The organism is Streptomyces hundungensis (genome assembly GCF_003627815.1).
Classification (GTDB): Bacteria; Actinomycetota; Actinomycetes; order Streptomycetales; family Streptomycetaceae; genus Streptomyces; species Streptomyces hundungensis_A.
Genome location: NZ_CP032698.1, coordinates 6,751,361 through 6,775,290, shown reverse-complemented (window position 1 = coordinate 6,775,290; position 23,930 = coordinate 6,751,361). Strand labels below are relative to the sequence as shown.

The following is a 23,930-nucleotide window of genomic DNA, read 5'->3' as shown; positions in this document are numbered from 1 at the left end:
ATACGGGAGGCCCTTCCCGAGGCGCAGGGGGCCTCTGGGGGGGGCTGAAGGGGCCTCAGGAGGCGTCGATGAACCGGTCGAGTACGCGTACGCCGAACTTCAGGCCGTCGACCGGCACCCGCTCGTCCACGCCGTGGAACATCCCGGCGAAGTCCAGCTCCGGCGGCAGCTTCAGCGGCGCGAAGCCGAAGCCGCGGATGCCGAGGTCGTCGAAGGACTTGGCGTCGGTGCCGGCCGAGAGCATGTACGGCACGGCGCGGGCGATCGGGTCCTCCGCCTGGAGCGCGGTCTGCATCGCGTCGACCAGGGCGCCGTCGAACGTGGTCTCCAGGGCCTTGTCCGCGTGCACGTCCTCGCGCCGCACCCGGGGCCCCAGGATCCGGTCCAGGTCGGCGAGGAACTCCTCCTCGTACCCCGGCAGAAAACGCCCGTCGACGTGCGCGGTGGCCTGTCCCGGAATGACGTTGACCTTGTAGCCGGCGCCCAGCTGCGTCGGGTTGGCGGTGTTCTGGAGGGAGGCGCCGATGAGCTTGGCGATGCCGCCCAGCTTGGCCAGCGTGTCGTCCATGTTCTCGGGGTCGAGTTCGGTGCCGAGCGCGTCCGAGAGCTCGTCGAGGAAGTGGCGCAGCGTCTTGGTCACCCGCACCGGGAACTTGTGCCGGCCGAGCCGCGCCACGGCCTCGGACAGCTCGGTGATGGCGTTGTCCTTGTGGATCATCGAGCCGTGTCCGGCGGTGCCGTCCACGGTCAGCTTCATCCAGTGCATGCCCTTCTGGGCGGTCTCCACCAGGTACAGCCGCAGCTTCTCGTTGACGGTGAACGAGAAGCCGCCGACCTCGCTGATCGCCTCGGTGACGCCCTCGAAGAGTTCGGGGTGCTTGTCCACCAGGAAGCGCGCCCCGTAGGTGCCGCCGGCCTCCTCGTCGGCGAGGAAGGCGAGCACGATGTCGCGCGGGGGCTTGCGGCCGCTGCGCAGCCGGTCGCGTACGACCGCCAGGGTCATCGCGTCCATGTCCTTCATGTCGACGGCGCCGCGGCCCCAGACACAGCCGTCGGCGATCTCACCGGCGAAGGGGTCGTGGGTCCAGTCGTCGGCGTTGGCCGGTACGACGTCGGTATGGCCGTGGATGAGCAGCGCGGGCCGCGAGGGGTCCTCGCCCGCGATCCGGGCCACGGTGGAGGCCCGGCCCTTGTGCGACTCGAAGATCTTCGGCTCCAGGCCGACCTCGGCGAGCTTCTCCGCGACGTACTCCGCGGCCGCGCGCTCACCGGGACCGGAGTGGTCGCCGTAGTTGCTGGTGTCGATCCTGATGAGATCGCGGCAGAGGTCGACGACCTCGTCCTCACCGGTCACGCCGCCGGTCCGGGTCGTGCTCGACTCGCTCACGCTGCTTCCTCCCGCTGTCGCTCACTGTGGTCCGCCTCCATCCTCCCCCGCGTCCCCACGCCACCCAAGGGCGGCTTCCCGCCGTCACCCGGAGTTCATGCAGGCCAGGGGGGTGATCGAGCACCCCGGGATGTTTGCTATTGTTTTCCACGTCGGAACGGGCACGGCCCGCGAGACAGACACCTTGTCCGGGTGGCGGAATGGCAGACGCGCTAGCTTGAGGTGCTAGTGCCCTTTATCGGGCGTGGGGGTTCAAGTCCCCCCTCGGACACCAGCGAAAACCCCAGTTGATCTGGGGTTTTCTGCGTTTCTGGGGTGCGGCGTGACCAGCCACGTGACCGACAGCCCGGAGAGTTCCCGGGTCGACCGCGGAACGGCTGGAGCCGACAGATCGACCGGTGACCGTCTTCACACTCTGCGGTGACGGTTTCCCCCACCCCGCCCCACGCCCCGGCACCGTGGCTCACTCCAGCGGCGGCCTGCGCGCTTCCCAGCACGCCATGCACCGCATTACCCCGGAGTGCGCGGGGTCGCGCTCCGTGCCACCACCGCACAAGGGGCATTGCCGCATGACAACTCCCTACGCCGTGACGTCGAACTCCCCCAGCTCGGCACCGGGGAGGAAGCCCGCCCACTCCTCGGCGGTGAACTCGACCATCCGGCACGTCGCGGAGTTGCGGCTGTGACCGTACCGGGAACGTTGGTCGCCACCTCGACGCACAGCGTGTTGTCGTTCTCGACTTGCACGCGCTGGACGTGCGGAATTCGAACTCGGGCCTGCGCTCAGCGTGCCCATCCCTTCGCCGCGTGAGGGTGGTTCCGTACCTCTGCCGCAGCGTCGTACGCCGCACTCCATTTCTCCGCGGCCTTGGCTTCCCCCAGCTCCTTTACGAGAGCTGCGCACACACCACACCCTTCCACCGGGGTGCAGTCATACAGATATGCCTCCACCGCTCCCGCCAACTCCACCGGCGGTCGTGGGTACTTGAGCGGACTAGTCATGGCTTCCTCTCGTCGGTGTCTCTGGCGCCCGACAAGTGTCGACCCGATACTGCATAGAACTCGCACTTATTGGCGTTGTGGGGTAAATGATCACGCGCGGCAGTCCGCGGCCCACCGGCCGAGCAAAGCTCTGACTTCGTCACCGAACAATGCGTGACGCTCGTACATGCGGAAAACTTCGAGGTGTTCCGCAATATCCCTGGCGTCCTGGAAAACGATACGGCCGGTGAATGTCTCGACAGTCGCTAGCCGTTGGTCATAGACGGTGAAGGTGTTCATGGGCCCACGACCCACAACTGTCCCTGTAGGGATGACCCCGATACGCACATTGGGCAGGTGCGAAATCGAGGCGAGCCGATCCATCTGTACGGCCATGGCTACAGGCGGGACGACGGCCCACCTGACGGCTTGTTCTGTCAGCAGGAACGTGAAATGTTTCGTGCTTTCGTAGAGGACTGCTTGCCGTTCCAGCTTCCTGGCGACCGTCTTGGTCGTGCCCACTGGAGAGTTGCTGAGGCTGGCCCTGATGTATTCAGGTGTGGCGAGGAGTCCCGTAACCATCGCAGGCAGGAAGTAGCGGAGCGCCGAGGCTTCCCCTTCAAGGCCGGCAAGCTCGGCTTGTCGCTTCTCCAGCCCTCTTCGCCATGACGCCCGCTTACCTTGCCACTCTGTATTGGCCAGCCGCGCCAGGGCGGTAACTTCGGCCAAGAGTTCCGGAGGCGCATCGAGGGCTCCAAGAATCAACTCGACATCAACAAGACCAGGGGTGACTCGACCAGTCTCGATATTGCTCAGCTTGGTCTGAGAAATATTGCAGCGCTGAGCGAGCCAGACTTGAGTACGCCCGGCTCGCTTTCGCATGCTGCGGAGAGTTTCTGCCAGGTCAGCTTTCGACTGGCCTAGCTCCTCAGGGTCAAGCGTCAAGGCCCCTCACGTACTCCTCGAAAGGTACTGCGTGCTCCAGGGCGACCCGTTTCCACTCCCGATAGGGGGCCGGATCACCTTCGTACGCTTCACGATTCATCTGAGTCCCGTCCGGGCGGAAGTTCAGGTGAGCGATGCGGGAATCGTCGAACATCCACCAGTCTCGGCCTGAGAGCGGCAACCCGAAGTCGCCGCGCGTCACATCCAAGATGCGGATGTCTTCCCCGGCAGAAATGTTTCCGGGAATGCCCCAGGCGAATTGATACCGCTGGTAGTCGGTGAGCGGCTGACGCACGATGCGGACACGTCCGATGTGCTTGCCGGATTCGATGTACCCGCGCACTCGTTCGTGCCAGCGGGCATTGTGGTCGGTGGGCTTGTCCTCACCGCGCAGGAAGCGGGCCACGTTCTCCTGCTCCTTTGGCATGGTGTACGTGGGCTGCGCCTCGAACCGCCATGCTTCGCGCTCGAAGGCGTCGAAGAAGCGGCGCCAGTCGTCACCATCCAAGAGCACGGACAGCCTCCCTCAAAATGTGCTCCGGGATCTCCACCAATCCCTCGCCCGAGGGCGGAGTGAACGCATCGGACACGTCGCCCTGGACGACGATCGAGCCGCCCTTTGTCCGGTAGACGTTCGGACAATCGTCGTCGTCACAGTTGGGTCCGCCGACGTTGCCGGTAAGGCGGGTCAGTTCCTCACGCACCAGGATTCCCTTCCTCGGACGCAGGGGCGTTCCCTGCCGCCATGAGGACGGTAGGCCGGGCCCGCATGCCAGGTCTATGGCACTTCGCCCATATTCGCGTTGTCGGGTAGACGATCTTGAGCGGGGTTTTCTGCGTATCAGGGCGGGGTGGGACGGTTCAGTCGCCAGACCACGTCGGTGCCGCTGCACGAGGGGGCGGTGGGCGGGCTTCCCGGTTCGCGCCGGACCTCGGTGAAGCCCAGCCGGCGGGGTATCGCGGCACTGGAGGCGTTGGACGCGTCGTGCGTGATTTCCAGGTACTCCACGTCCGGCAAAGTGAACATCTCCTTGACCAGGGCCGCCGTTGCCGCCGTGGCGATGCCCCGGCCGGTGGCTGCGGGGTGCAGCCAGTACCCCAGGTGCCGCCCCTGAGGTTCGGCCCCGCGATAGGTCTGGCACATGCCGAGGAGCGTGCCGTCCTTGGCGATGGCGTAGTTGTACACCTCACCGCTCGCCCACTTCGACTCGGACGCCGCGAGGAAATCACGGGTGTTCTTCGCGCTGTGGCGGGCGACCCACGACTCCCAGGGGCGCAGGTGGTCCAGGGACTCCTCGATCAACTGGTGTGCCGGAGCGAAGTCGTTCTGTCCCCGCCAGCGCCGCAGGACGAAGTCCCCGCACTCGATGAGCTGCCTCGGTCGGTCCATGGCGGCCATGGTTGCCCGTGGGGCTGTCCGCCGCAACGGCGTACGGAGAACGGGTTGTCAGTGGTGGCGGTTAGCGTGCGGTCATGGATGACGACCGACAGAAGCGGGGGCCGGCCCTGCGCGCCGGCGCCGACGGCACTGCGGGCCCGGCCCGTTCCGGGTCCGGGCGGCCCGAGGGTGGCGCACGTCCGAGGGGTGTCGCGCTCTATCACGACATGCGCGTCGAAGAGGACTTCACCAAGTGCGCCACCCGCCTCTTCTCGATCCTCAAGTCGGCCGCCGCGACCAGCCCCGGCGACCCGCGCTACGTCTATCTCGACATCCAGGGGCACCGCGACGCGGACGGCGACTACGACGCCGACGCACGGGAGATCATGCGGGAGTTCCTCCCCGGGTTCCTCGGGCCGTACCTCACGGAGATCGACACGCCGCTCTTCCACGCGAAGAACCCCGAGCCGCAGCGCGAGGACATCCCGGACGTCCTGACCATACGGGACCCCGACCGTGAACACGCCTACGACCACCGGGAGTTGCCCCTGCGCAACCGGGACAGCGAGCCCGACCGGCGCCGGTCCAGGCCGCCGGTCCGGGCCATCGCCGACTACCTCGGTCTCGATGAGCCGATCTGCCTCATCTGCTGGCAGGCGCCGGTGGAGAGGGCACATGTGGTCCCGGAGTCGCTCGGCGGCTCCAACGACGTGCGCAACTTCGCGCTGCTGTGCCCGCGCCACCACCGCGAGGCGCCCGACGTCGCGGACGCCGAGGCGTTCTGGTCCTGGGTCGACTACGCCTGTGAACGCGACGGCCACATGAAGTGGCAGGGCTTGCCGCCGGAGGTGCTGGCGCAGGCCGAACGCGTCGGCCTGCGCATCGACACGCGCGGTCCGGTGCGCAAGAGCCTGCGCCACTTCGACCGGGTCCGTGACGAACTCGTACGGCTCTACGGCTGGTGCCCGGAGGACTTCGCCGGCGGCTACCACTGGGGAGCGCTGATGGAGGAGTTCCACACCGTCATGGAGTCGGCCACCAGCACGCATTTCAACGTCCCCAAGAAGGCGTCGACCGAGGCATGGGCCTTCGAAGTGGCCCGCAGGCGCCTCCAAAAAGACGCCGGAGACGACGCCGTCGCTGGTACGGGGCATGAGCGGCGCGCGGGCGACGGGGAGCCGTCCGCGATGTCGAGCCGTCCCACGGTCGAGTTGGCGCACCTCACGGCCCGTAAGTCCTCCGCCGGCTCTGGTGCGCAGAGCCTCGTCGATGCCGCCCGGCGGGCCGACATCGCGATCGAGGCGGTGGCACTCGTGCGGGACCTCATCGACTCGACGGGCGTGGCGAGCGCCGAGGACGTGCTGCGGGGCGTACGCGAGGAAGTGGCGGACCGCACCGCTCAACTGGAGCGCCTGGCAACGGAGTTGATGGGTCAGGCGACCTGTCGGCACTGCGGCCACTCCATAGCCCGGATCGGGGACGCCGCCTGGCGCCACAGCGCTGCGGCCCCCATGTCCCGCGGCTGTCGGGCCGCGAGCTTCGACCGGAACGGCACCTGGGACGACTCCCTCGACCGCACGTGGAAGGCGACTCCGCCGAAGACGTATAGGTGAAGCCGGTGCGGATGCGTTCGCCGAGCGTAATTCCGTGGACCGGAGAACCCGTGGACCGGAGAACCCGTGGATCCGCGGGCGGGACGAGTCGCGGCGGGCCCGCCGATGCCAACTGCCGCCCCCATGGGGCGCTTTCGGCTCTCGCCGTCCGCGGTCGGCTCAGGCGCGTCTGAAGGCGAGGACCGCGTTGTGGCCGCCGAAGCCGAAGGAGTTGCTCAGGACGATGTCGCCGCAGGGTGGCAGCGGGCGGGGGGTGTCGCGGACGATGTCCAGGCCCATGCCTTCCTCGGGGTGGTCGCAGCCGACGGTCGGGGGGATGAGGCCGTCCCGCAGGGTGAGGATCGCGGCGACGGCCTCCACCGCGCCCGCTCCGCCCTGGAGGTGGCCGAGGGCGCCCTTGTTGGCGGTGACGGGGATGTCCCGGGTGTGGTCGCCGAAGAGCCGGCCGAGCGCGAGGGCCTCGGTGCGGTCGCCGTCGATGGTCGCCGTGGCGTGCGCGTTGACGTGGGCGACGTCGGCGGGTGTCGCCCCGGCGTCCGCGAGGGCGGAGCGCAGGGCTGCCTCGACGCCCCGGCCGCTCGGTTCCGGGGCCGCCATGTGGAAGGCGTCCGCGGACAGCCCCCAGCCGGCCGCCTCGCAGTAGATGCGGGCGCCGCGGGCCCGGGCGTGCTCCTCGTCCTCCAGGACCAGGATGCCGGCGCCCTCCCCCAGGACGAATCCGTCGCGGGCGTCGTCGAAGGGTCTCGACGCGTGTTCGGGCTGGTCGTTGCGGGTCGAGACGGCCCGCATCGCGGCGAACGCGGCGAGGATCTCCGGGGTGATCACCGCCTCGGTGCCGCCCGCGACCACGAGGTCGACCCGTCCGGCGCGGATGGCGTCGATGGCCTGCCCGATCGCCTCCGTTCCCGAGGCGCAGGCCGACACGAAGGTTCTGGCCTCGCCGCGGATGTCCAGGTCCTTGGATATCTGGGCGGCCGAGGCGGACGGCACGGTCATGGGGGTGGTGTACGGGGAGACCGCTCGCGGTCCGCGTTCGATGAGGGTGAGCCGGCTCTCCACCATGACGGGCGCGCCGCCGATGATCGTGCCCATGGACACTCCGGTACGGGTCGGACGCAGCCCGCTGGCGACGGTCCCGGCGGGGTCGAGTCCCGCGTCCAGCCACGCCTCGCGGGCCGCGACCAGGGCGAACTGCGCCGAGCGGTTCATCCGCCGGGCCATCGGCCTCGGCAGCAGTTCCGCGGGGTCGACCGCGGCGCGGGCCGCCAGACGCACCGGAAGCCCGTCGAAGCCCGGGCCCTCCATCACCGAGATCCCGCAGCGCCCTTCGAGCAGGCCGTGCCACAGCTCGGGCACGTCGCCTCCCAGGGGGCTCACCGCGCCGAGGCCGGTCACCACCACCCGGCGGCGCTCGGGTGCGGCCGGGCGCACCGGGTCCGGGACCTCGGCCGGGTCCACCCGCGTGGTGCGGACCACCTGGCGTTCGTAGCGCGGCAGTACGCGCTCCAAATCGGGGCCGCCGGTCAGCGGGCGCAGTTGCAGCCGGGTCCTGGTCTCGGTCGCGGGCGCGGTGCGCACCACGACGAGCCAGGGGCCGTCCGGATCCGTCGCGATGACGTCCCCGGGCACGAGTTCGCCCGTGGTGAGCAGACAGCACTTGCCGCCCATGACCGACTCTTCGCTCATCGTGAACCTTTGCCTCATTCGCGACGGATACGGATATTGCGCAGGTAATCCCTCTGGCAGCATGCCTCCGGAGCGGGAAGAAAGCAGGCCAGGGAGATTCGGCCCGTCCCCGGGGAGTACGGATGGTGCCGGAAGACACCGCGCTGACCTGGGCTTCTCTTGCCTTTGACGGGTGCGGTGGGGTTCTCTGGTTCGGTGAGACGCAGATCCAGGACCCCGGCCGCCCCGCTCGCACAGCGCGACGGCATCGATCCGGTACGTGTGCGGCTGCCCGCCGATCCGGAGGGGGCCTGGGCGACGATCGGTGATCACCTGCTGGGCCGGTTCGCCGGAGCGATCGGCGCCGAGCGGGTGGAGGCGATGCTGCGCGAGGGACGGTTCGTCGACTCCGACGGGGCGCTGAGCGGTGCGGAGGCGTACCGGGCCGGGGCGTTCGTCTGGTTCCACCGGGAGTTCGCGCCGGAGGTGCCGGTGCCGTTCGAGGTGGGGATCGTCTACCGGGACGAGCGCATCGTGATCGCGGACAAGCCGCACTTCCTGGCCGTCACACCGCGCGGCCGGCACATCACCGAGACGGCGGTGGCCCGGCTGCGGCGCGACCTCGGTCTGCCCGCGCTCCAGCCGGCCCACCGCCTCGACCGGCTGACGGCGGGCCTGGCGCTGTTCGTGGTGCGGCCCGAGGACCGGGGCGCGTACCAGAACCTGTTCAGCGGGCGCCGGGTACGCAAGGAGTACGAGGCGGTGGCCGCGTACGACCCCGGCGTGGAGCTGCCGGTGACCGTGCGGAGCCGGATCGTGAAGGAGCGCGGGGTCATCGCCGCCCGCGAGGAGGCGGGCGAGCCCAACGCCGAGAGCCGGATCGAGCTGGCCGAACGGCGCGGCACCCTCGGTCGCTACCGCCTGCTGCCCACGACGGGGCGCACCCATCAGCTACGGGTCCATATGCACCGGCTCGGCCTGCCGATCCTTCACGACCCGGTGTACCCGGTCGTCCTGCCGGAGCCCGAGCCGGAGCTCTTCGAGCGGCCCCTGCAACTGCTCGCCAGAGCGCTGGAGTTCACCGATCCGGTGGACGGCAGGGCGCACCGGTTCGAGAGCAGGCTCCGGCTCGGGGAGTGGCCCGACCCTCAGACATCGGACCAATAGGGGCCTCCAGTATGGAAATTGGGGCCTGAGGGGTGCCTGAACCCCGCAAAGGTCTGATAAATATGCGGACATGCGTGCTACCTCGCTGGGCGCGAGTCACTGTCCGGTGACCGCTCTGTCCCTGGGCGGCGCCGCCCTCGGCAACCTCTTCACGCCACTGTCCGACGAGACGGCCCGGGGCGCGGTCGACGCCGCCTGGGAGGCGGGCATCCGCTCCTTCGACACCGCCCCGCACTACGGCCTCGGTCTCTCCGAACGCCGCATGGGGCAGGCCCTGCGCGGGCGGCCCCGGGAGGCGTACACGCTCTCCACCAAGGTGGGCAGGATCCTGGAGCCCCGGGACGGCGGCGGCGACGACCTCGCCGCCGGCTTCGCCGTCCCCGCCACCCACCGGCGCCGCTGGGACTTCAGCGCGGACGGGGTGCGCCGGAGCATCGAGTCCAGCCTGGAACGCCTCGGGCTCGACCGGGTCGACATCGTCTATCTGCACGACCCGGACGACCACGCCGAGCAGGCGCTGCGCGAGGCGTACCCGGCGCTGGAACGGCTGCGCTCGGAGGGCGTCGTACGGGCCATCGGCGCGGGCATGAACCGGACGGGGCTTCTGACGCGGTTCCTGCGCGAGTCGGACGTGGACGCCGTGCTGTGTGCGGGGCGCTACTCGCTCCTCGACCAGGAGGCGGCCGACGAGCTGCTGCCGGAGGCCGCCGCGCGCGGCAAGAGCGTGGTGGTCGGCGGGGTCTTCAACTCGGGGCTGCTCGCGGATCCCCGTCCCGGCGCGACGTACGACTACGCCGCCGCTCCCCCGGAGCTCGTGGAGCGGGCGCTGAAGATCAAGGCGGTGTGCGCGGCCCACGGCGTTCCGCTGCGGGCCGCCGCGCTGGCCTTTCCCCTGCGGCACCCCGCGGTGGCCGGCGTCCTGGTCGGCGCGCGCTCGGCGGCCGAAGTCACCGACGCCGCCGCCCTGTTCGAGGCATCCGTACCCGACGCGCTCTGGGAGGAGCTGGGCCTGTGAGGGTCGCCCTGCACACCCGGGTCCGGCCCGACCGGATCGAGGAGTACGAGGCCGCGCACCGCGAGGTGCCCCAGGAGCTGACCGCCGCCATCAGGGCGGCCGGGGTCGCCTCCTGGACGATCTGGCGCAGCGGGGCCGCATTGTTCCACCTGATCGAATGCACGAATTACGCACGCTTGTTGAGCGAATTGTCGGAGCTTCCGGTGAATGTGGCGTGGCAGCTCCGCATGGGCGAGCTGCTCGATGTCGTGCACGACTATGCGGGCGAGGGGGCGGCGGAGGCGGGGCTGCCGGTGGTGTGGGAGCTGGGGCTGTGAATCCCGCCGATGCCGTCGAGGCCCGGGTGGTCCCTGAGGTCCTTGACGTCGTCGACGCGCACCATCATGTGTGGGAGCTCGGAGTGCGCGATCAGGACTGGATCCGTGGACCCGAACTCGCGCCGCTGCGCCGGGACTTCACGCTCGACGAGCTGCGCGGGGAAGCGAGGGCCGCGGGCGTGGGGGCGACCGTGCTCGTGCAGACGGTGACCGTGGCGGAGGAGACCCCCGAACTGCTGGCCCTCGCGGACGGCAGCGATCTCGTGGCGGGGGTGGTCGGCTGGACCGACCTCACCTCGCCGGGCGTCGCCGACGAGCTGGCCCGGCTGCGGGAGCTTCCCGGCGGCGACCGCCTGGTCGGGATCCGGCACCAGGTCCAGGGCGAGCGGGATCCCGCGTGGCTGCTGCGGCCCGATGTGCGGCGGGGCCTCGGTGCGGTGGCGGACGCGGGGCTCGTCCACGACCTGGTGGTCCTCCCCGGCCAGCTCCCCTCGTGCGTCCGGGCCGCCGCGCTCCATCCCGAACTCACCTTCGTACTCGACCACTTGGGGAAGCCGCCGATCGCTTCGGGCGCCCTTGAGCCCTGGTCCTCGGACGTGCGCGCGCTGGCGGCGCTGCCGAACACGGTGTGCAAGCTGTCCGGGATGGTGACGGAGGCGTCCTGGACGCGGTGGAGGCTCGCGGATCTTCGGCCGTACGCGGAGACGGTGCTCGACGCGTTTGGGGCGGGGCGGGTGATGTGGGGGTCGGACTGGCCCGTTTGCCGGCTGGCGGCGTCGTATGCGGGGGTGTTGGGGGCGGGGAGGGGGTTGGTGGCGGGGTTGGGGGTGGGTGAGCGGGGGGCGGTGTTCGGAGGGACGGCTCGGGGGGTGTACGGGTTGTCGCCTCCGGCGGGGTTCGCCCCACCCCACCCCTCCCCGAGACCCTCCGGGGGTGTGGGTGGCTGAGGCGCGCTCCCTGGGGCTCCGCCCCAGACCCCGCATCGCGCCTGAACGGCGCTCGTCCTCAAACGCCGGACGGGCTGAGGTTGCCCCTGCGGGCCAGCACCGACGCCACTCGGGCACACGCGACGCGCCGAAGACACCAGTGCGGCCCGCAGCCGATGTCACTCGGCACACGCGATGCGCCGAAGGCACCAGTGCGGGCCGGCGCCAGCCCTGCCAGGGGCGCGGGGAACTGCGCGACCAGCCACCCACGACCCGCGGACGAAAGCGGAGCTCCCTGGGGCTCCGCCCCAGACCCCGCATCGCGCCTCAAGGGCGCTCGTCCTCAAACGCCGGACGGGCTGAGGCTGCCCATGCGGGCCAGCACCGATCCGGCTAGGGGCGCGGGGAACTGCGCGAGAAGCGGGGACGGTCCGCAGGGGCGAGAGGGTTTAGGGGCGCGGGGAACTGCGCAAGACGTGCTGGGCCAGGGCCGCCCCGGGGGGGGACCCGGCGGGGGGACGGCTCAGTGGCCCCGGGCCACCCACCCCTCCAACCCCGACGCCTCCGCACCGACCGTCGTCCCACCCCCATGCCCCGTGAGGACAACCGTCTCCCCCGGCAGCGTCAGCAACCGCTCCCTGATCGAGTCGATGATCGTCGGGAAGTGGGAGAACGAGCGGCCCGTCGCTCCCGGGCCGCCGGCGAACAGGGTGTCGCCGGTGAAGACGGTGCCCAGGGCGGGGGCGTAAAGGCAGACCGCGCCCGGGGCGTGGCCGGGGGTGTGCAGGACCTTCAGGACCACGTCCGCGATCAACACCGCTTCGCCGTCGGCGAGTTCACCGTCGGGGAGCCGGTCCGGGTGGGTCAACTTCCACAGCGGCAGGTCCGCCGGGTGGAGCAGGATCGGCGCGCCCGTCGCCTCCGCCAGCGCCGGCGCCGCGTCGATGTGGTCGTTGTGGGCGTGCGTGCAGACGATCGCCCGGAGCGTGCGGCCGCCGAGCGCCGCCAGGATCGCCTCGGCGTCGTGCGCCGCGTCGATGACGACGGCCTCCTCGTCGTCCCCGACGATCCACACGTTGTTGTCGACGTCCCACGTACCGCCGTCGAGAGCGAACGTGCCGGACGTGACCAGATGATCGATACGTGCGCGAACGGACATCAGAGCACCACCACCGAACGCAGCACGTTCCCTTCCTGCATTCGCTCGAAGGCCTTCTCGACCTCGTCGAGCGCGATCGTCTCGGTGACGAACGCCCCGAGGTCGATCCGCCCCTGCTGGTGCAGATCGATCAGCATCGGGAAGTCCCGGGTCGGCAGGCAGTCGCCGTACCAGGAGGACTTCAACGCGCCACCCCGGCCGAAGACGTCCAGGAGGGGGAGCTCCAGGGTCATCTCCGGGGTCGGCACGCCGACCAGGACGACCGTGCCCGCCAGGTCGCGCGCGTAGAACGCCTGCTTGTACGTCTCGGGGTGGGCCACCGCGTCGATGACGACGTCCGCTCCGTTGCCCCCGGTCAGTTCGCGGATCGCCTCGACGGCGTCCTGGGAGCGGGAGTTGACCGTGTGCGTGGCGCCCATCGTCGTGGCCGTCGCGAGTTTGCGGTCGTCGATGTCGACGGCGATGATCCGGGCCGCGCCCGCGAGCCGGGCCCCCACGATCGCCGCGTCGCCGACGCCGCCGCAGCCGATGACCGCGACCGAGTCGCCCCGGCCGACGTTGCCGGTGTTGAGGGCCGCGCCGATGCCGGCCATCACCCCGCAGCCGAGCAGTCCCGCCACGGCCGGCGAGACGGCCGGGTCGACCTTGGTGCACTGGCCGGCCGCCACCAGCGTCTTCTCCGCGAACGCGCCGATGCCGAGCGCGGGCGACAGCTCGGCCCCTCCATCGAGGAGGGTCATCCTCTGCCGCGCGTTGTGGGTGTTGAAGCAGTACTGCGGACGGCCGCGCAGACAGGCCCGGCAACTCCCGCACACCGCACGCCAGTTGAGGATCACGAAGTCGCCGGGCGTGACGTCGGTGACGCCCTCGCCCACCGACTCCACGATCCCGGACGCCTCATGGCCGAGCAGGAAAGGGAAGTCGTCGTTGATGGCACCCTGCTTGTAGTGCAGGTCCGTGTGGCAGACGCCGCAGGCCTGGATCTTCACCACCGCCTCGCCGGGGCCCGGGTCGGGCACCACGATGGTCTCCACCCGTAGGGGCTGGTTCTTTCCCGGTGCGATGACCCCTTGGACCTGCTGCGCCATGCCGCCACTCCCTGCTGCGTACCGACCGTCGGATGAATCAGGTGAATCAGGAATACACCCTATGAGGTGGCATCGTGCACCCGTCGACCGCCGACGTAGGTCGCGAGGACCCGCGTCTCCCCGATCTCCTGTGCCGGCCCCGCGTACGGGTCCCGGTCGAGCACCGCGAGGTCGGCGAGCGCGCCCGCGCGGATCGAGCCCGTGTCGTCGAGGTGGTTCACATACGCCGTGCCCGAGGTGTACGCGGCGAAGGCGGCGGTCAGGCCGATGCGCTGCTCCGGCAGGAACACCGGACCCTTCTCGCCGGGTGCGATCCGGTTCACGGCCGTGTGGATCCCCTGCATCGGATCGGGGCTGCTCACCGGCCAGTCCGAGCCTGCCGCCACCGTCGCCCCGGAACGCAGCAGCGCCGCGAACGGGTACTGCCACCCCGCGCGTTCCGCCCCCAGGAAGGGGATGGTCAGCTCGTCCATCTGGGGTTCGTGGGAGGCCCACAGGGGCTGGATGTTGGCGGTGGCGCCCAGGGCGCGGAAGCGGTCGATGTCGTCGGGGTGGACGATCTGGAGGTGGGCGAGGTGCGGTCGGGTGTCGGTCCAGCCGTTCTTCTCGCGGGCCGCCTGCACCGCGTCGAGCGCCTCGCGCACGGCCCGGTCGCCGAGCGCGTGGAAGTGGGCCTGGAAGCCGAGCGCGTCCAACTCGGTGACGTACGAGCGCAGTTCGGCCGGGTCGACGAAGCTCGTGCCGGTGTTGGCGGTGGCGCAACCGCAGCTGTCGAGGTAGGGGCCGAGCAGGGCCGCGGTGCCGGTCTCCGCGACTCCGTCCAGCATGATCTTCACGGCTCCGGCTCGGAAGCGGCCCCCGCTCAACTCCCGGCGTCGCTCGACCAGTTCGGGGATCTGTTCGGCGCCGCGTTCGCGGTCCCACCACAGGGCGCCGACCACCCGTGCGGTCAGCGAGCCGTCGCGGGCGGCGGCCACATAGGCGTCGGCGGGGTCGTCCATCGAGCCGAAGCCGCCGATGATCGCGTCCTGCCAGGCGGTGATGCCGTACGCGTGCAGATGCGCCTGGGCGCGCAGCAGGGCCGCGAGGCGCTCCGCCGGGGTCGAGCGGGGGGTGAGCCGGCCGACCAGGTCCATGGCACCCTCCTGGAGCAGCCCGTTCGGCTCGCCCCCGGTGTCGCGCTCGATGCGGCCGTCGGCCGGGTCGGGGGTGTCCCGGGTGATCCCGGCGAGCTCCAGGGCACGGGAGTTGACCCACGCGCCGTGGTGGTCCCGGTTGGGCAGGTAGACGGGCCGGTCGGGCAGTACGCGGTCGAGGAGTTCGCGGGTGGGGCTGCCCCCTTCGAAGGCCTCCATGGACCAGCCGCCCCCGGTGATCCACTCCTGTTCCGGGTGCGCGTCGGCGTAGGCCCGTACGGCGGCCACGGTGTCGGTGGCCGTGCGCAGGCCCGTGAGGTCGCAGCGGGCCAGTTCGATGCCCGCGGACACCGGGTGGACATGGGCGTCCTGGAAGCCGGGGATCAGCAACTTGCCGGCCAGATCGACGACTTCGGTCGCCGGGCCGATCAGCTCGCGCACCTCGTCGTGGCCGACGGCGGTGATCCGGTCCCCGGTGACGGCCACGGTGGTGGCACGGGAGCGGGCGGCGTCCAGGGTCAGGACCGGGCCGCCGGTGAAGACGAGGTCGGCGGGGGCGTGGCGCATGGGGGGATCCATTCTGTGAGGGTGGGTTCGGTCGGGTGGATCGGGTCGCGTTCGGTCGGGTTGGGCTCGCGCGCCCTGGCGGGGCTGGGGCCGCAGGTGGCTGGTCGCGCAGTTCCCCGCGCCCCTAACTACTCGGCACTGGCCCGCACGGGCCACCTCAGCCCGTCCGGCGTTTGAGGACGAGCGCCGTTCAGGCGCGACCGGGGTCTGGGGCAGAGCCCCAGGGAGCTCCGCTTTCGTCCGCGGGTCGTGGGTGGCTGGTCGCGCAGTTCCCCGCGCCCCTGGCGGGGCTGGTGCTGGCCCGCATGGGCAACCTCAGCCCGTCCGGCGATTGAGGACGAGCGCCCTCAAGGCGCGAACGGGGTCTGGGGCGGAGCCCCAGGGCGGCAGGCACCGTTGGGGTTCAGGCGGTTTCGGGCGTTGCGCCGGGCGGCGGCGCCGGCTGGGACTCCGGGGGCGGCTGGCCGGGGACGAAGTAGGGGGACTTCCGCACCCACTTGGCCCAGGCCGCCGCAGCGACACCGCTGAGGACCATCACAGCGGGGCACAGCAGCATGAACCACCCGTTGTCGGGGCTGACTTCGAAGTGGTCGGCGGAGGCGTAGAACGTCCAGGCGAGGTAACCGCCGAGGCCGAGCAGGAACAGCGCGCTCAGGGCCGGGATCACGACGGCCCGCGCACCCTCGGCCACGCCGTCGCGCAGCGCACCGCGGAAGCGGCTCGCGGCGGCCAGGGCGGTCAGCGCGTAGTAGAGGGAGACGACGATCCCGATCGCGTTCACGGAGGCCAGGATCAGATCGCCGACCTTGGGGATGAGCAGCGAGAGGACGGCGATGGCCGCCGCCGCGCAGCCGATCGCGACCGTGCCGGCCGCCGGGGTCCCGTAGCGGGGGCTGACCTTGAGCCAGAGCGGGCCGAGCGTGCGGTCGCGGCTCATCGCGAACATGCCGCGCACGGTGGGGATCACCCCGGACTGGAGGGAGGCGACGGCCGAGAAGGTCAGGGCGACCAGGGGAAGGGCGGCGAGCGGTTGGCCGGCGAGCCGGTCACCGAAGAAGGTGAGGCCCTGGGCGCCGTGGCCGGTCAACTCCTCGACGGAGAGCACGCGTTGGAAGGCGAACGAGCCGAGCAGGAACAGTCCGAGCATGGTGAACAGGGTGATGAGTCCGGCTCTGGAGGCGTCCTCGGGGTCCTTGATCTCCTCGTTCACGCTGAAGGTGGACTCGAAGCCCCAGTAGCAGAAGACGGAGAGCAGCAGCCCCTGGGCGAGGGCCTGGCCGGAGGGGATGGTGAAGGGGTTCAGCCAGTCGAGGCTGAAGGGGTGGGGGCCCTCGATCAGTCCGTACCCGCAGAAGCCGAGGAGCACGGCGTACTCGAAGACCAGCAGCCACTTCTGGAGGGTGGCGGCCGAGCGGGTTCCGATGACCGCGGTGAAGGTGACGGCGATCAGGACCACGATGCCGATGGCGGTGGACTGGGCCGTGGAGTCGGGGTCGAGCCGCAGCCCGCCGAGCGTGTCCAGGCCCGCCTCGCCCGCCAGTTGGAGCAGGGCGGAGCCGGTGACGGCGGTGGTGTAGGAGAGGAAGACGACGGTCGAGACGATGCCGATCCAGCCGGTCAGGAAGCCGAGCCAGGGGCTGAGCGAACGGCCCACCCACACATAGCCGCTGCCCATGTTGGGCTCGACCTTGTTGAGCCGGGTGTAGGCGCTCGCGATGCCCAGGATCGGGAGGAACGCGAGCAGCATGACGATCGGCAGATGCAGCCCGACGGCGCTCGCGGTGACACCGAGTCCGATGCCGATGCTGGTGGTGGCCGCCGTGGAGGAGGCGGCGATGGCGACCCCGTCGACGACGCCGAGGCTCTTGCGCAGAACGGGTGGTGGGTCACTGCCGTAGGGAGTGCGCACAAGGGGCTCCTTCACCGAGGGGGCGCGTCGGCCCCGATGGCGGCACATCGAACTCCGGGTACGACGGTTGCGTCAACGCTGTTGTCATAAGGGCGCCCGGTTCGTAGGGTGCGGCCCATGAGCGAGCGAGTCGTGGCGGACGGAGAGCGGCGCCGACGGCGGCCCACCAAGGGCGGCACCGTCCTGTCCGAGGGGCTGATCGTGGAGACGGCGCTGCGGCTGATCGGTGAGCACGGCGCGGCGGCCCTGACCGTGCGCCGCCTCGGCACCGCCCTTGGCGCGGACCCCAGCGCGCTCTACCGGTACTTCCAGGACACCGACGATCTGCTGCTCGCGGTGGCGGACGAGCTCATCGGCCGCACGCTGCGCGCCTGGCGGCCGTCCGGCGAGTGGCGGGCGGACCTGCGTTCGCTCGGGCTGCGCATCCACGCCGACTACCAGGCCCATCCGCAGGCGGCGATGCTCACCTTCACCCGGGTGACCGGCCGGGTGCACGAGATGCGGTCGGTGGAGACGATCCTGGGGATCCTGCGCGAAGCCGGGTTCCCGGACGCCGAGGCGGTGCGGATATACCACGTCTTCGTCGACCAGACGCTGTCGTTCGCGGCGCTGGACGCCGCCGTGCTCACCCTGCCCGAGGAGTCCCGGGCGCTGGAGGAGCGGACCTGGCGGGACCGTTACGCGCGGCTGCCGGCCGACACCCATCCGCATGTGGCGGCGACCGCGCCGACCCTGGTGGCGGAGATGGGCCGCAGCGCCTATCCGGCCGCCCTGGACATGATGCTGGCGGCGGCCGCGGCCCGGTTGCGGCACGTACGGCCCTGAGGGGCGCGGACACGGAAGAGGGCGGCACCCCCGTGGCCGGGGATGCCGCCCTCTCAAGGCGTCGGGACTACTTCGCCGAGGCGAGCGCGACGACCCGCTTGCGCACGACGTACCAGCCGCCGACGAGCAGCGCCGCGATGATCGGCAGGCAGTAGATCGTGGTGCGGCCCACTCCCCCGCCGTACCACATCAAGAACGCGACGCTCGCGAGGAAGACCAGCGTCACGATCTGCGTGTACGGGGCCCAGGGCAGCCGGTAGGAGGGGCGTTCCAGGGCTCCCTCCTGGGCGCGGCGCCAGAACAGCAGCGAGCAGATCATGATCATCGCCCAGGTGCCGAGGATGCCGATGGAGGCGAAGTTCAGCACGATCTCGAAGGCGTCGTCGGGTACGAAGCCGTTGAGGGCGACGCCGAGGACACCGAAGAACGCGGTGAACAGGACGCCGCCGTAGGGCACCTTGCCCTTGTTCATGACGCCGACGAACTTGGGCGCGGAGCCCGCGAGCGACATCGAGCGCAGGATGCGGCCGGTGGAGTACAGGCCCGAGTTGAGGCTGGAGAGGGCCGCGGTGAGGACCACGAGGTTCATCACGCCGGCCGCGCCCGGAACGCCGACCTTGTCGAGGACGGTGACGAACGGGCTCTGGCCCTCGGAGTACTCGGTGTACGGAAGCAGCAGCGCGAGCAGGACCACCGAGCCGACGTAGAAGACGCCGACCCGCCACATGATCGAGTTGATCGCCTTGGGCAGGATCTTCTGCGGGTTCTCCGTCTCGCCGGCGGCGACACCGCACAGCTCGACCGAGGCGTACGCGAAGACGACGCCCTGGATGACGAGGAGCATGGGGAGCATGCCCATCGGGAAGATGCCGCCGTGGCTGGTGATGTTGGCGAAGCCCGGGGTGGAGCCGTCCACGTCGTGCTGGGTCACCACCAGATAGATGCCGACCAGCATGAAGGCGACCAGGGCTACGACCTTGATGATCGCGAACCAGAACTCCATCTCGCCGAAGTACTTAACCGAGATCAGGTTGGCGGTCAGGACGACGGCGAGCGCGACGAGCGCGCAGAGCCACTGCGGTACGTCGCTGAACATGGCCCAGAAGTGGGCGTAGGTCGCGGCCGCGGTGATGTCGGCGACGGCGGTGGTCGACCAGTTCAGGAAGTACAGCCAGCCCGCCGTGTAGGCGCCCTTCTCGCCCATGAACTCACGGGCGTAGGAGACGAAGGCGCCCGAGGAGGGGCGGTAGAGCACGAGCTCGCCGAGGGCCCTGACGACGAAGAAGGCGAAGACGCCGCAGACCGCGTAGGCGATCGCGAGCGAGGGGCCGGCCCCTGCCATGCGGCCGCCGGCACCGAGGAAGAGGCCGGTGCCTATCGCGCCGCCGATGGCGATCATGTTGATGTGGCGGGACTTGAGGTCCTTGCTGTAACCGGCGTCACCGGCGTCGATGTGGGGGGTACCCGGTGTCGCCCCCGCAGGGGCACTCTGGGGCTCGGCCGCAGGCATGGTGCGGTCACTCATGGAGTAGTTCGCCTTTGTGAGGGGTCATGCGGTCGTGCGGGACCGGCCGTCCTGGTGACGCGGGGCGTCACCTCGGCACGGGCCGGCGGCCCATAGTCCCGGCTGTCGGCACAGTTTGGCAGTGGCCAATGTCACGTACGGGCAGATTTGAGCTGTTTCTGAGGTAACCGAAAGGTATCCGGTGAGCGGTTTTTGTTGCTCAGGGTACCTAGGGTGCGAGGACGTCCAGTTCCTGGAGGGCGCCCACCGCGATCTCCCGGGTCAGCCGCTCGGCCTTCTCGGCGTCGCGTTCCCGGATCGCCTCGGCCACCCGCACGTGCAAAGTGACGGCGGCCGGATCGGGGTCGGGGAACATCACCTGGTGGTGGGTGCGCCCGGCGAGGACCTCGGCGACCACGTCCCCGAGCCGGGCGAACATCTCGTTGCCGGAGGCGTTGAGCACGATCCGGTGGAAGGCGACGTCGTGCACGAGGTACGCCTCCAGCCGGCGCCCCCGTGAGGTGGCCACCATCCCGAGGGCCTGCTCGGTGAGGTCGGCGCACTGTGCCGGGGTGGCCAGCCGGGCGGCGAGCCCGGCGGCGACCGGCTCGATCGCGGAGCGCAGCACGGTCAGCGAGCGGAGCTGGCGCGGCCGGTCGGCGCCCGCGAGCCGCCAGCGGATGACCTGGGGGTCGTACACGTTCCACTGCTCGGCCGGCCGTACCGTCACCCCGACCCGGCGCCGGGACTCGACCAGATGCATGGACTCCAGGACCCGGACCACTTCCCGGACAACGGTGCGCGAGACGTCGAAGCGCTGGGCGAGTTCATCGGTGCGCAGCACGCTGCCGGGCGGGTACGCACCCGCGGTGATCGCGAGACCCAGGCTGGTGAGCACATGCGTGTGGAGCCCCCGCGCCTCAGTCGTCATGGGCCAAGCCTACGGGTCACCATCGAGCGCTTAAAAGTATGACTTTTACATCACGGACTCTTGAATATGTCGTACCTAATGGGTTTGAGTGTGCGCGACGGACATCGATGTCGAAGAGGACAGCGAGGCACCACCCGTATGAACTCCCCCCTGACCATCGTCGTGATGGGTGTCGCCGGGACCGGCAAGACCACCATCGGGCCGCTGGTCGCCGAGCGCCTCGGCGTTCCCTATGCCGAGGGCGACGACTTCCACCCCGCGGCCAACGTCGCCAAGATGTCCGCGGGCATCCCGCTGGACGACGCCGACCGGTGGCCCTGGCTCGACGCGATCGGCGCCTGGGCGCACGGCCGGGCGGGCCTGGGCGGAGTCGTCAGCAGCTCCGCGCTCAAGCGGAGCTACCGCGACCGGCTGCGCGCCGCCGCCCCCGGGGTCGTCTTCCTGCACCTCACCGGCGAGCGCGGGCTCATCGAGCGGCGGATGGCCGAGCGCAAGGGCCACTTCATGCCGGCCGCGCTGCTCGACTCGCAGTTCGCCACCCTCCAGCCGCTCGGCCCCGACGAGGCCGGCGTCGCCGTCGACGTGTCCGGCACCCCCGAGGACATCGCACAGCGGGCCGCCGCCGCCCTGCGAACGCTCACCATTTAAGGATCCCCACCGTGACCAGACTCAGCGTCGAGTTCCTGGCAGCGGACGCCACGCAGCCGATCACCTCGGCCGGCAACGCCCAGTTGGGCATCGCCGTACTCGCGGGCATCGCCGTCATCGTCCTGCTCATCACCCGCTTCAAGCTGCACGCCTTCCTGGCCCTGACCATCGGCTCGCTGGCACTCGGCGCCTTCGCGGGCGCCCCGCTCGACAAGACCATCACCAGCTTCACCTCCGGGCTGGGCAGCACGGTCGCCGGAGTGGGCGTATTGATCGCGCTCGGTGCGATCCTCGGCAAGCTGCTCGCCGACTCCGGCGGCGCCGACCAGATCGTCGACACCATCTTGGCGAAGGCCGGCAAGTCCGGCGGGCGGGCGATGCCCTGGGCGATGGTGGCCATCGCCTCGATCATCGGGCTCCCGCTCTTCTTCGAGGTCGGCATCGTGCTGCTGATCCCCGTGGTGCTGCTCGTCGCCAAGCGCGGCAACTACTCGCTCATGCGGATCGGCATCCCGGCGCTGGCCGGCCTCTCCGTCATGCACGGCCTGATCCCGCCGCACCCGGGGCCGCTCGTCGCCATCGACGCGATCGGCGCCAACCTCGGAGTGACCCTCGCGCTCGGTGTCGTCGTCGCCGTCCCCACCGTGATCATCGCGGGCCCGCTGTTCTCCCGGTACGCGGCCCGCTGGGTCGACATCCCGGCTCCGGACAGGATGGTCCCCGCCCGACCGTCGGAGGATCTTCAGAAGCGGCCGAGCTTCGGCGCGACCCTCGCCACCGTGCTGCTCCCGGTCGTCCTGATGCTGGCCAAGGCGCTGGTCGACATCGTGGTCGACGACCCGAAGAACCACCTCCAGCGGGTCACCGACGTCGTCGGCTCGCCGCTCATCGCGCTGCTCGCCGCCGTCCTGGTCGCCCTCTTCACCCTGGGCCGGGCGGCCGGATTCACCAAGGAGCGGATCTCGACGACCGTCGAGAAGTCGCTCGCGCCGATCGCGGGCATCCTGCTGATCGTGGGCGCGGGCGGCGGCTTCAAGCAGACGCTGATCGATGTGGGCGTCGGCCGGATGATCCTGGACTTCTCCAAGGGCTGGGCGATCCCCTCGCTGCTCCTGGCCTGGCTGATCGCGGTGGCGATCCGGCTCGCGACGGGGTCCGCGACGGTGGCCACCATCTCCGCGGCGGGTCTGGTGGCGCCGCTGGCCGCCGACATGTCGACCGCGCACACGGCCCTGCTCGTGCTCGCCGTCGGCGCCGGTTCGCTGTTCTTCAGCCATGTGAACGACGCCGGGTTCTGGCTGGTGAAGGAGTACTTCGGGATGGACGTCGGCCAGACGGTCAAGACCTGGTCGGTGATGGAGACGATCATCTCGGTGGTGGCACTCGGCTTCGTGCTGCTGCTCTCGCTCGTCGTCTAGGTGCGGCCGGGCCCCGAACCGGCCGGGTCCGGCTCCTCGGCCAACTCCCGCTCCCACAACGGATGTTCACGCCTCGCCCAGGACCGCTCGACCGACCCGGTGCGCATGCCACGGCGTGCCTCCGGGTCGCCGATCGCCATCCACACATGTCCGGCGACGACGACGCCGACGGCCAGCGACAGCCAGTCGTGCACGAACGTGGACCCGATCCGCACCTCGATGGGCGCGAGATGGGTGAACCACATCAGCAGCCCGGTGCCCAGCATCACCAGGGCGGCCCCCGCGATCCAGCCCGCGTACACCTTCTGCCCGGCGTTGAACTTGCCCGCCGGACGCGGCTCCCGCTCCCGGCGCAGCGCGGTGCGCAGCCAGGTGCGGTCATAGGGGTGGAAGCGGTTGAGACGGCCGAGGTCCGCGCGGAACGCCCGCGAGGCCACGCCGAGCAGGACCGGTAGGGGCAGCAGCGCCCCGCAGATCTCGTGCACCCGCACCACCAGTTCGCGCCGGCCCACCGCCTCGGCGAACTGGGGGACGTACAGGATCGCCGCGGTGACCACGCAGGCGCCCATCAGCCAGGCCGTGGCCCGGTGCACCCAGCGCTGGCCGGGCGTGAACCTCCGTACGGTGCCCGGCAGTTCAGGTGGTGGGGGTGTCTTCGCGTCCGTTGGACCGGCCGACCCAGGCGTCGGTGTCATAGCCTCGCTCCTCCCAGAAGCCCCGCTCGACCGTGTGGGTCACGGTGATCCCGGACAGCCACTTCGCCGACTTGTAGAAGTACATGGGCGCCACATACAGCCGGACCGGGCCGCCGTGCGCGTGGCTGACCGGCTTGTCCTGCATGCTCAGGGCGATCAACACGTCGTCGCGGCGCGCCTGTTCGAGGGTGAGGCTCTCGCTGTACGCCCCGTCGAAGCAGGTGAAGCGGACCGCACCGGCGCCCGGGCGCACGCCCGCCGCGTCCAGGAGGCGGGACAGCTGGACCCCCGCGAAGGGGGTGCCCGGCACCCGCCATCCGGTCACGCACTGCACATCGCGCACCAGCCGTGTCTGCGGCAGCGCGCGCAGCGCGTCCAGGGTGTACGTGGCCGGCCTGGTGACCAGGCCGTCGACGGTGAGCCGGTAGTCGGCGGCGCTCTTGTCCGGCACCGAGGAGGCCACCGAGTAGTAGCGGAAGCCGCCGCCGTTGGGCAGCAGATTGGTGAGCCCCGTGGGGTCCTTGTCGGCGGCGGCGCCGAGGAAGGATTCGAGGCCGCCCTGGACGTAGCGCGCCGAGGCCACCCCGGCCACGCCGAGGCCGAGCATGCCGAGCACGAGCCGGCGCCCCACGGGTGTGCCGCGCGGGGGCGACGGT

Annotated in this window: 22 protein-coding genes and 1 tRNA gene; 9 read left to right on the top strand and 14 right to left on the bottom strand. The window is 70.6% G+C overall.

What is annotated here, in order from left to right:
• Positions 1-55: 55 nt before the first annotated feature.
• Positions 56-1,387 carry a M20/M25/M40 family metallo-hydrolase gene (locus DWB77_RS30055; protein ID WP_120724898.1) on the bottom strand — a complete coding sequence of 444 codons (1,332 nt, stop codon included), beginning with the start codon at positions 1,385-1,387 and terminating at the stop codon, positions 56-58.
• Between the two features lie 186 nt (positions 1,388-1,573).
• Here DWB77_RS30055 and DWB77_RS30050 point away from each other — a divergent pair.
• A tRNA-Leu gene (locus DWB77_RS30050) sits at positions 1,574-1,661 on the top strand.
• 818 nt (positions 1,662-2,479) lie between these two features.
• Here DWB77_RS30050 and DWB77_RS30040 read toward each other — a convergent pair.
• The 4 genes from DWB77_RS30040 to DWB77_RS30025 form a co-directional block, all read right to left on the bottom strand.
• Entirely contained in the window at positions 2,480-3,313 is an 834-nt protein-coding gene (locus DWB77_RS30040; protein ID WP_120724896.1) for a helix-turn-helix domain-containing protein, read from the bottom strand.
• Complete coding sequence (locus DWB77_RS30035; protein ID WP_120724894.1) at positions 3,303-3,827, bottom strand: DUF6879 family protein; 525 nt, start codon at positions 3,825-3,827, stop codon at positions 3,303-3,305. Before DWB77_RS30035 ends, DWB77_RS30040 begins: the two co-directional genes overlap by 11 nt.
• Positions 3,811-4,020, bottom strand: coding sequence for a hypothetical protein (locus DWB77_RS30030; RefSeq protein WP_120728427.1), 210 nt, complete (start codon positions 4,018-4,020; stop codon positions 3,811-3,813). The genes DWB77_RS30035 and DWB77_RS30030 overlap by 17 nt, the downstream gene beginning before the upstream one ends.
• 134 nt (positions 4,021-4,154) lie before the next feature.
• Entirely contained in the window at positions 4,155-4,703 is a 549-nt protein-coding gene (locus DWB77_RS30025) for a GNAT family N-acetyltransferase (RefSeq protein WP_246033682.1), read from the bottom strand.
• Between the two features lie 83 nt (positions 4,704-4,786).
• Between DWB77_RS30025 and DWB77_RS38485 the strand changes: the two genes are divergently transcribed.
• The gene (locus DWB77_RS38485) at positions 4,787-6,304 is read left to right on the top strand and encodes an HNH endonuclease (protein ID WP_216826873.1); all 1,518 of its coding nucleotides are present in this window, start codon (positions 4,787-4,789) and stop codon (positions 6,302-6,304) included.
• A 159-nt stretch (positions 6,305-6,463) separates the two neighbouring features.
• Here the strand turns inward: DWB77_RS38485 and DWB77_RS30015 are convergent, their stop codons facing one another.
• The gene (locus tag DWB77_RS30015) at positions 6,464-7,990 is read right to left on the bottom strand and encodes a beta-ketoacyl-[acyl-carrier-protein] synthase family protein (RefSeq protein ID WP_246033681.1); all 1,527 of its coding nucleotides are present in this window, start codon (positions 7,988-7,990) and stop codon (positions 6,464-6,466) included.
• Positions 7,991-8,185: 195 nt separating this feature from the next.
• Here DWB77_RS30015 and DWB77_RS30010 point away from each other — a divergent pair, with 195 nt between their 5' ends.
• From DWB77_RS30010 to DWB77_RS29995, 4 genes are all read left to right on the top strand, one after another.
• Positions 8,186-9,136 carry a pseudouridine synthase gene (locus DWB77_RS30010; protein WP_120724890.1) on the top strand — a complete coding sequence of 317 codons (951 nt, stop codon included), beginning with the start codon at positions 8,186-8,188 and terminating at the stop codon, positions 9,134-9,136.
• A 70-nt stretch (positions 9,137-9,206) separates the two neighbouring features.
• On the top strand, positions 9,207-10,151 hold the full coding sequence (locus tag DWB77_RS30005; RefSeq protein ID WP_120724887.1) for an aldo/keto reductase: 945 nt from the start codon (positions 9,207-9,209) through the stop codon (positions 10,149-10,151).
• Entirely contained in the window at positions 10,148-10,468 is a 321-nt protein-coding gene (locus tag DWB77_RS30000; RefSeq protein WP_120724885.1) for an L-rhamnose mutarotase, read from the top strand. Before DWB77_RS30005 ends, DWB77_RS30000 begins: the two co-directional genes overlap by 4 nt.
• Positions 10,465-11,415 (top strand): amidohydrolase family protein, encoded by a 951-nt coding sequence (locus DWB77_RS29995; RefSeq protein WP_246033680.1) that lies wholly within the window; start codon positions 10,465-10,467, stop codon positions 11,413-11,415. The genes DWB77_RS30000 and DWB77_RS29995 overlap by 4 nt, the downstream gene beginning before the upstream one ends.
• 502 nt (positions 11,416-11,917) lie before the next feature.
• Here the strand turns inward: DWB77_RS29995 and DWB77_RS29990 are convergent.
• The 4 genes from DWB77_RS29990 to DWB77_RS29975 all read right to left on the bottom strand — a co-directional run bounded on the left by DWB77_RS29990 (position 11,918) and on the right by DWB77_RS29975 (position 17,301).
• Entirely contained in the window at positions 11,918-12,553 is a 636-nt protein-coding gene (locus DWB77_RS29990) for an MBL fold metallo-hydrolase (RefSeq protein ID WP_120724883.1), read from the bottom strand.
• Positions 12,553-13,641 (bottom strand): S-(hydroxymethyl)mycothiol dehydrogenase, encoded by a 1,089-nt coding sequence (locus DWB77_RS29985; RefSeq protein WP_120724881.1) that lies wholly within the window; start codon positions 13,639-13,641, stop codon positions 12,553-12,555. The genes DWB77_RS29990 and DWB77_RS29985 overlap by 1 nt, the downstream gene beginning before the upstream one ends.
• Before the next feature lie 59 nt (positions 13,642-13,700).
• Positions 13,701-15,344, bottom strand: coding sequence for an amidohydrolase (locus DWB77_RS29980; RefSeq protein WP_120724879.1), 1,644 nt, complete (start codon positions 15,342-15,344; stop codon positions 13,701-13,703).
• Positions 15,345-15,747: 403 nt separating this feature from the next.
• Complete coding sequence (locus tag DWB77_RS29975; protein ID WP_120724877.1) at positions 15,748-17,301, bottom strand: APC family permease; 1,554 nt, start codon at positions 17,299-17,301, stop codon at positions 15,748-15,750.
• A 69-nt stretch (positions 17,302-17,370) separates the two neighbouring features.
• Here DWB77_RS29975 and DWB77_RS29970 point away from each other — a divergent pair, with 69 nt between their 5' ends.
• The gene (locus DWB77_RS29970; RefSeq protein ID WP_120724875.1) at positions 17,371-18,078 is read left to right on the top strand and encodes a TetR/AcrR family transcriptional regulator; all 708 of its coding nucleotides are present in this window, start codon (positions 17,371-17,373) and stop codon (positions 18,076-18,078) included.
• A 67-nt stretch (positions 18,079-18,145) separates the two neighbouring features.
• Here DWB77_RS29970 and DWB77_RS29965 read toward each other — a convergent pair whose 3' ends face one another.
• Positions 18,146-19,603 (bottom strand): amino acid permease, encoded by a 1,458-nt coding sequence (locus DWB77_RS29965; protein ID WP_120724873.1) that lies wholly within the window; start codon positions 19,601-19,603, stop codon positions 18,146-18,148.
• 208 nt (positions 19,604-19,811) lie between these two features.
• Entirely contained in the window at positions 19,812-20,513 is a 702-nt protein-coding gene (locus DWB77_RS29960) for a FadR/GntR family transcriptional regulator (protein WP_120724871.1), read from the bottom strand.
• Positions 20,514-20,651: 138 nt separating this feature from the next.
• On the opposite strand from DWB77_RS29960, the gene DWB77_RS29955 reads away from it, so the two are divergent.
• Together DWB77_RS29955 and DWB77_RS29950 are read left to right on the top strand one after the other, a co-directional pair.
• Positions 20,652-21,161, top strand: a complete 510-nt coding sequence (locus DWB77_RS29955; RefSeq protein ID WP_120724869.1) for a gluconokinase — start codon at positions 20,652-20,654, stop codon at positions 21,159-21,161.
• Between the two features lie 11 nt (positions 21,162-21,172).
• Positions 21,173-22,579, top strand: coding sequence for a gluconate:H+ symporter (locus DWB77_RS29950; RefSeq protein ID WP_120724867.1), 1,407 nt, complete (start codon positions 21,173-21,175; stop codon positions 22,577-22,579).
• Here DWB77_RS29950 and DWB77_RS29945 read toward each other — a convergent pair.
• Together DWB77_RS29945 and DWB77_RS29940 are read right to left on the bottom strand one after the other, a co-directional pair.
• On the bottom strand, positions 22,576-23,274 hold the full coding sequence (locus DWB77_RS29945; RefSeq protein ID WP_120724865.1) for a cytochrome b/b6 domain-containing protein: 699 nt from the start codon (positions 23,272-23,274) through the stop codon (positions 22,576-22,578). The two genes, DWB77_RS29950 and DWB77_RS29945, sit on opposite strands and share 4 nt — an antisense overlap.
• Complete coding sequence (locus tag DWB77_RS29940) at positions 23,216-23,881, bottom strand: molybdopterin-dependent oxidoreductase (protein WP_120728421.1); 666 nt, start codon at positions 23,879-23,881, stop codon at positions 23,216-23,218. The genes DWB77_RS29945 and DWB77_RS29940 overlap by 59 nt, the downstream gene beginning before the upstream one ends.
• Positions 23,882-23,930: the final 49 nt, after the last annotated feature.

Excerpts from the sequence above, each read along its gene's own strand:
- DWB77_RS29940 (WP_120728421.1), bottom strand. The coding sequence starts at position 23,881 with ATGCTCGGCCTCGGCGTGGCCGGGGTGGCCTCGGCGCGCTACGTCCAG.
- DWB77_RS30005 (WP_120724887.1), top strand. The coding sequence starts at position 9,207 with ATGCGTGCTACCTCGCTGGGCGCGAGTCACTGTCCGGTGACCGCTCTG.
- DWB77_RS29970 (WP_120724875.1), top strand. The coding sequence starts at position 17,371 with ATGAGCGAGCGAGTCGTGGCGGACGGAGAGCGGCGCCGACGGCGGCCC.
- DWB77_RS29945 (WP_120724865.1), bottom strand. The coding sequence starts at position 23,274 with ATGACACCGACGCCTGGGTCGGCCGGTCCAACGGACGCGAAGACACCC.
- DWB77_RS29960 (WP_120724871.1), bottom strand. The coding sequence starts at position 20,513 with ATGACGACTGAGGCGCGGGGGCTCCACACGCATGTGCTCACCAGCCTG.
- DWB77_RS29980 (WP_120724879.1), bottom strand. The coding sequence starts at position 15,344 with ATGCGCCACGCCCCCGCCGACCTCGTCTTCACCGGCGGCCCGGTCCTG.
- DWB77_RS29985 (WP_120724881.1), bottom strand. The coding sequence starts at position 13,641 with ATGGCGCAGCAGGTCCAAGGGGTCATCGCACCGGGAAAGAACCAGCCC.
- DWB77_RS29955 (WP_120724869.1), top strand. The coding sequence starts at position 20,652 with ATGAACTCCCCCCTGACCATCGTCGTGATGGGTGTCGCCGGGACCGGC.
- DWB77_RS29975 (WP_120724877.1), bottom strand. The coding sequence starts at position 17,301 with ATGTGCCGCCATCGGGGCCGACGCGCCCCCTCGGTGAAGGAGCCCCTT.
- DWB77_RS29965 (WP_120724873.1), bottom strand. The coding sequence starts at position 19,603 with ATGAGTGACCGCACCATGCCTGCGGCCGAGCCCCAGAGTGCCCCTGCG.
- DWB77_RS38485 (WP_216826873.1), top strand. The coding sequence starts at position 4,787 with ATGGATGACGACCGACAGAAGCGGGGGCCGGCCCTGCGCGCCGGCGCC.
- DWB77_RS30015 (WP_246033681.1), bottom strand. The coding sequence starts at position 7,990 with ATGAGCGAAGAGTCGGTCATGGGCGGCAAGTGCTGTCTGCTCACCACG.
- DWB77_RS30025 (WP_246033682.1), bottom strand. The coding sequence starts at position 4,703 with ATGGACCGACCGAGGCAGCTCATCGAGTGCGGGGACTTCGTCCTGCGG.
- DWB77_RS29990 (WP_120724883.1), bottom strand. The coding sequence starts at position 12,553 with ATGTCCGTTCGCGCACGTATCGATCATCTGGTCACGTCCGGCACGTTC.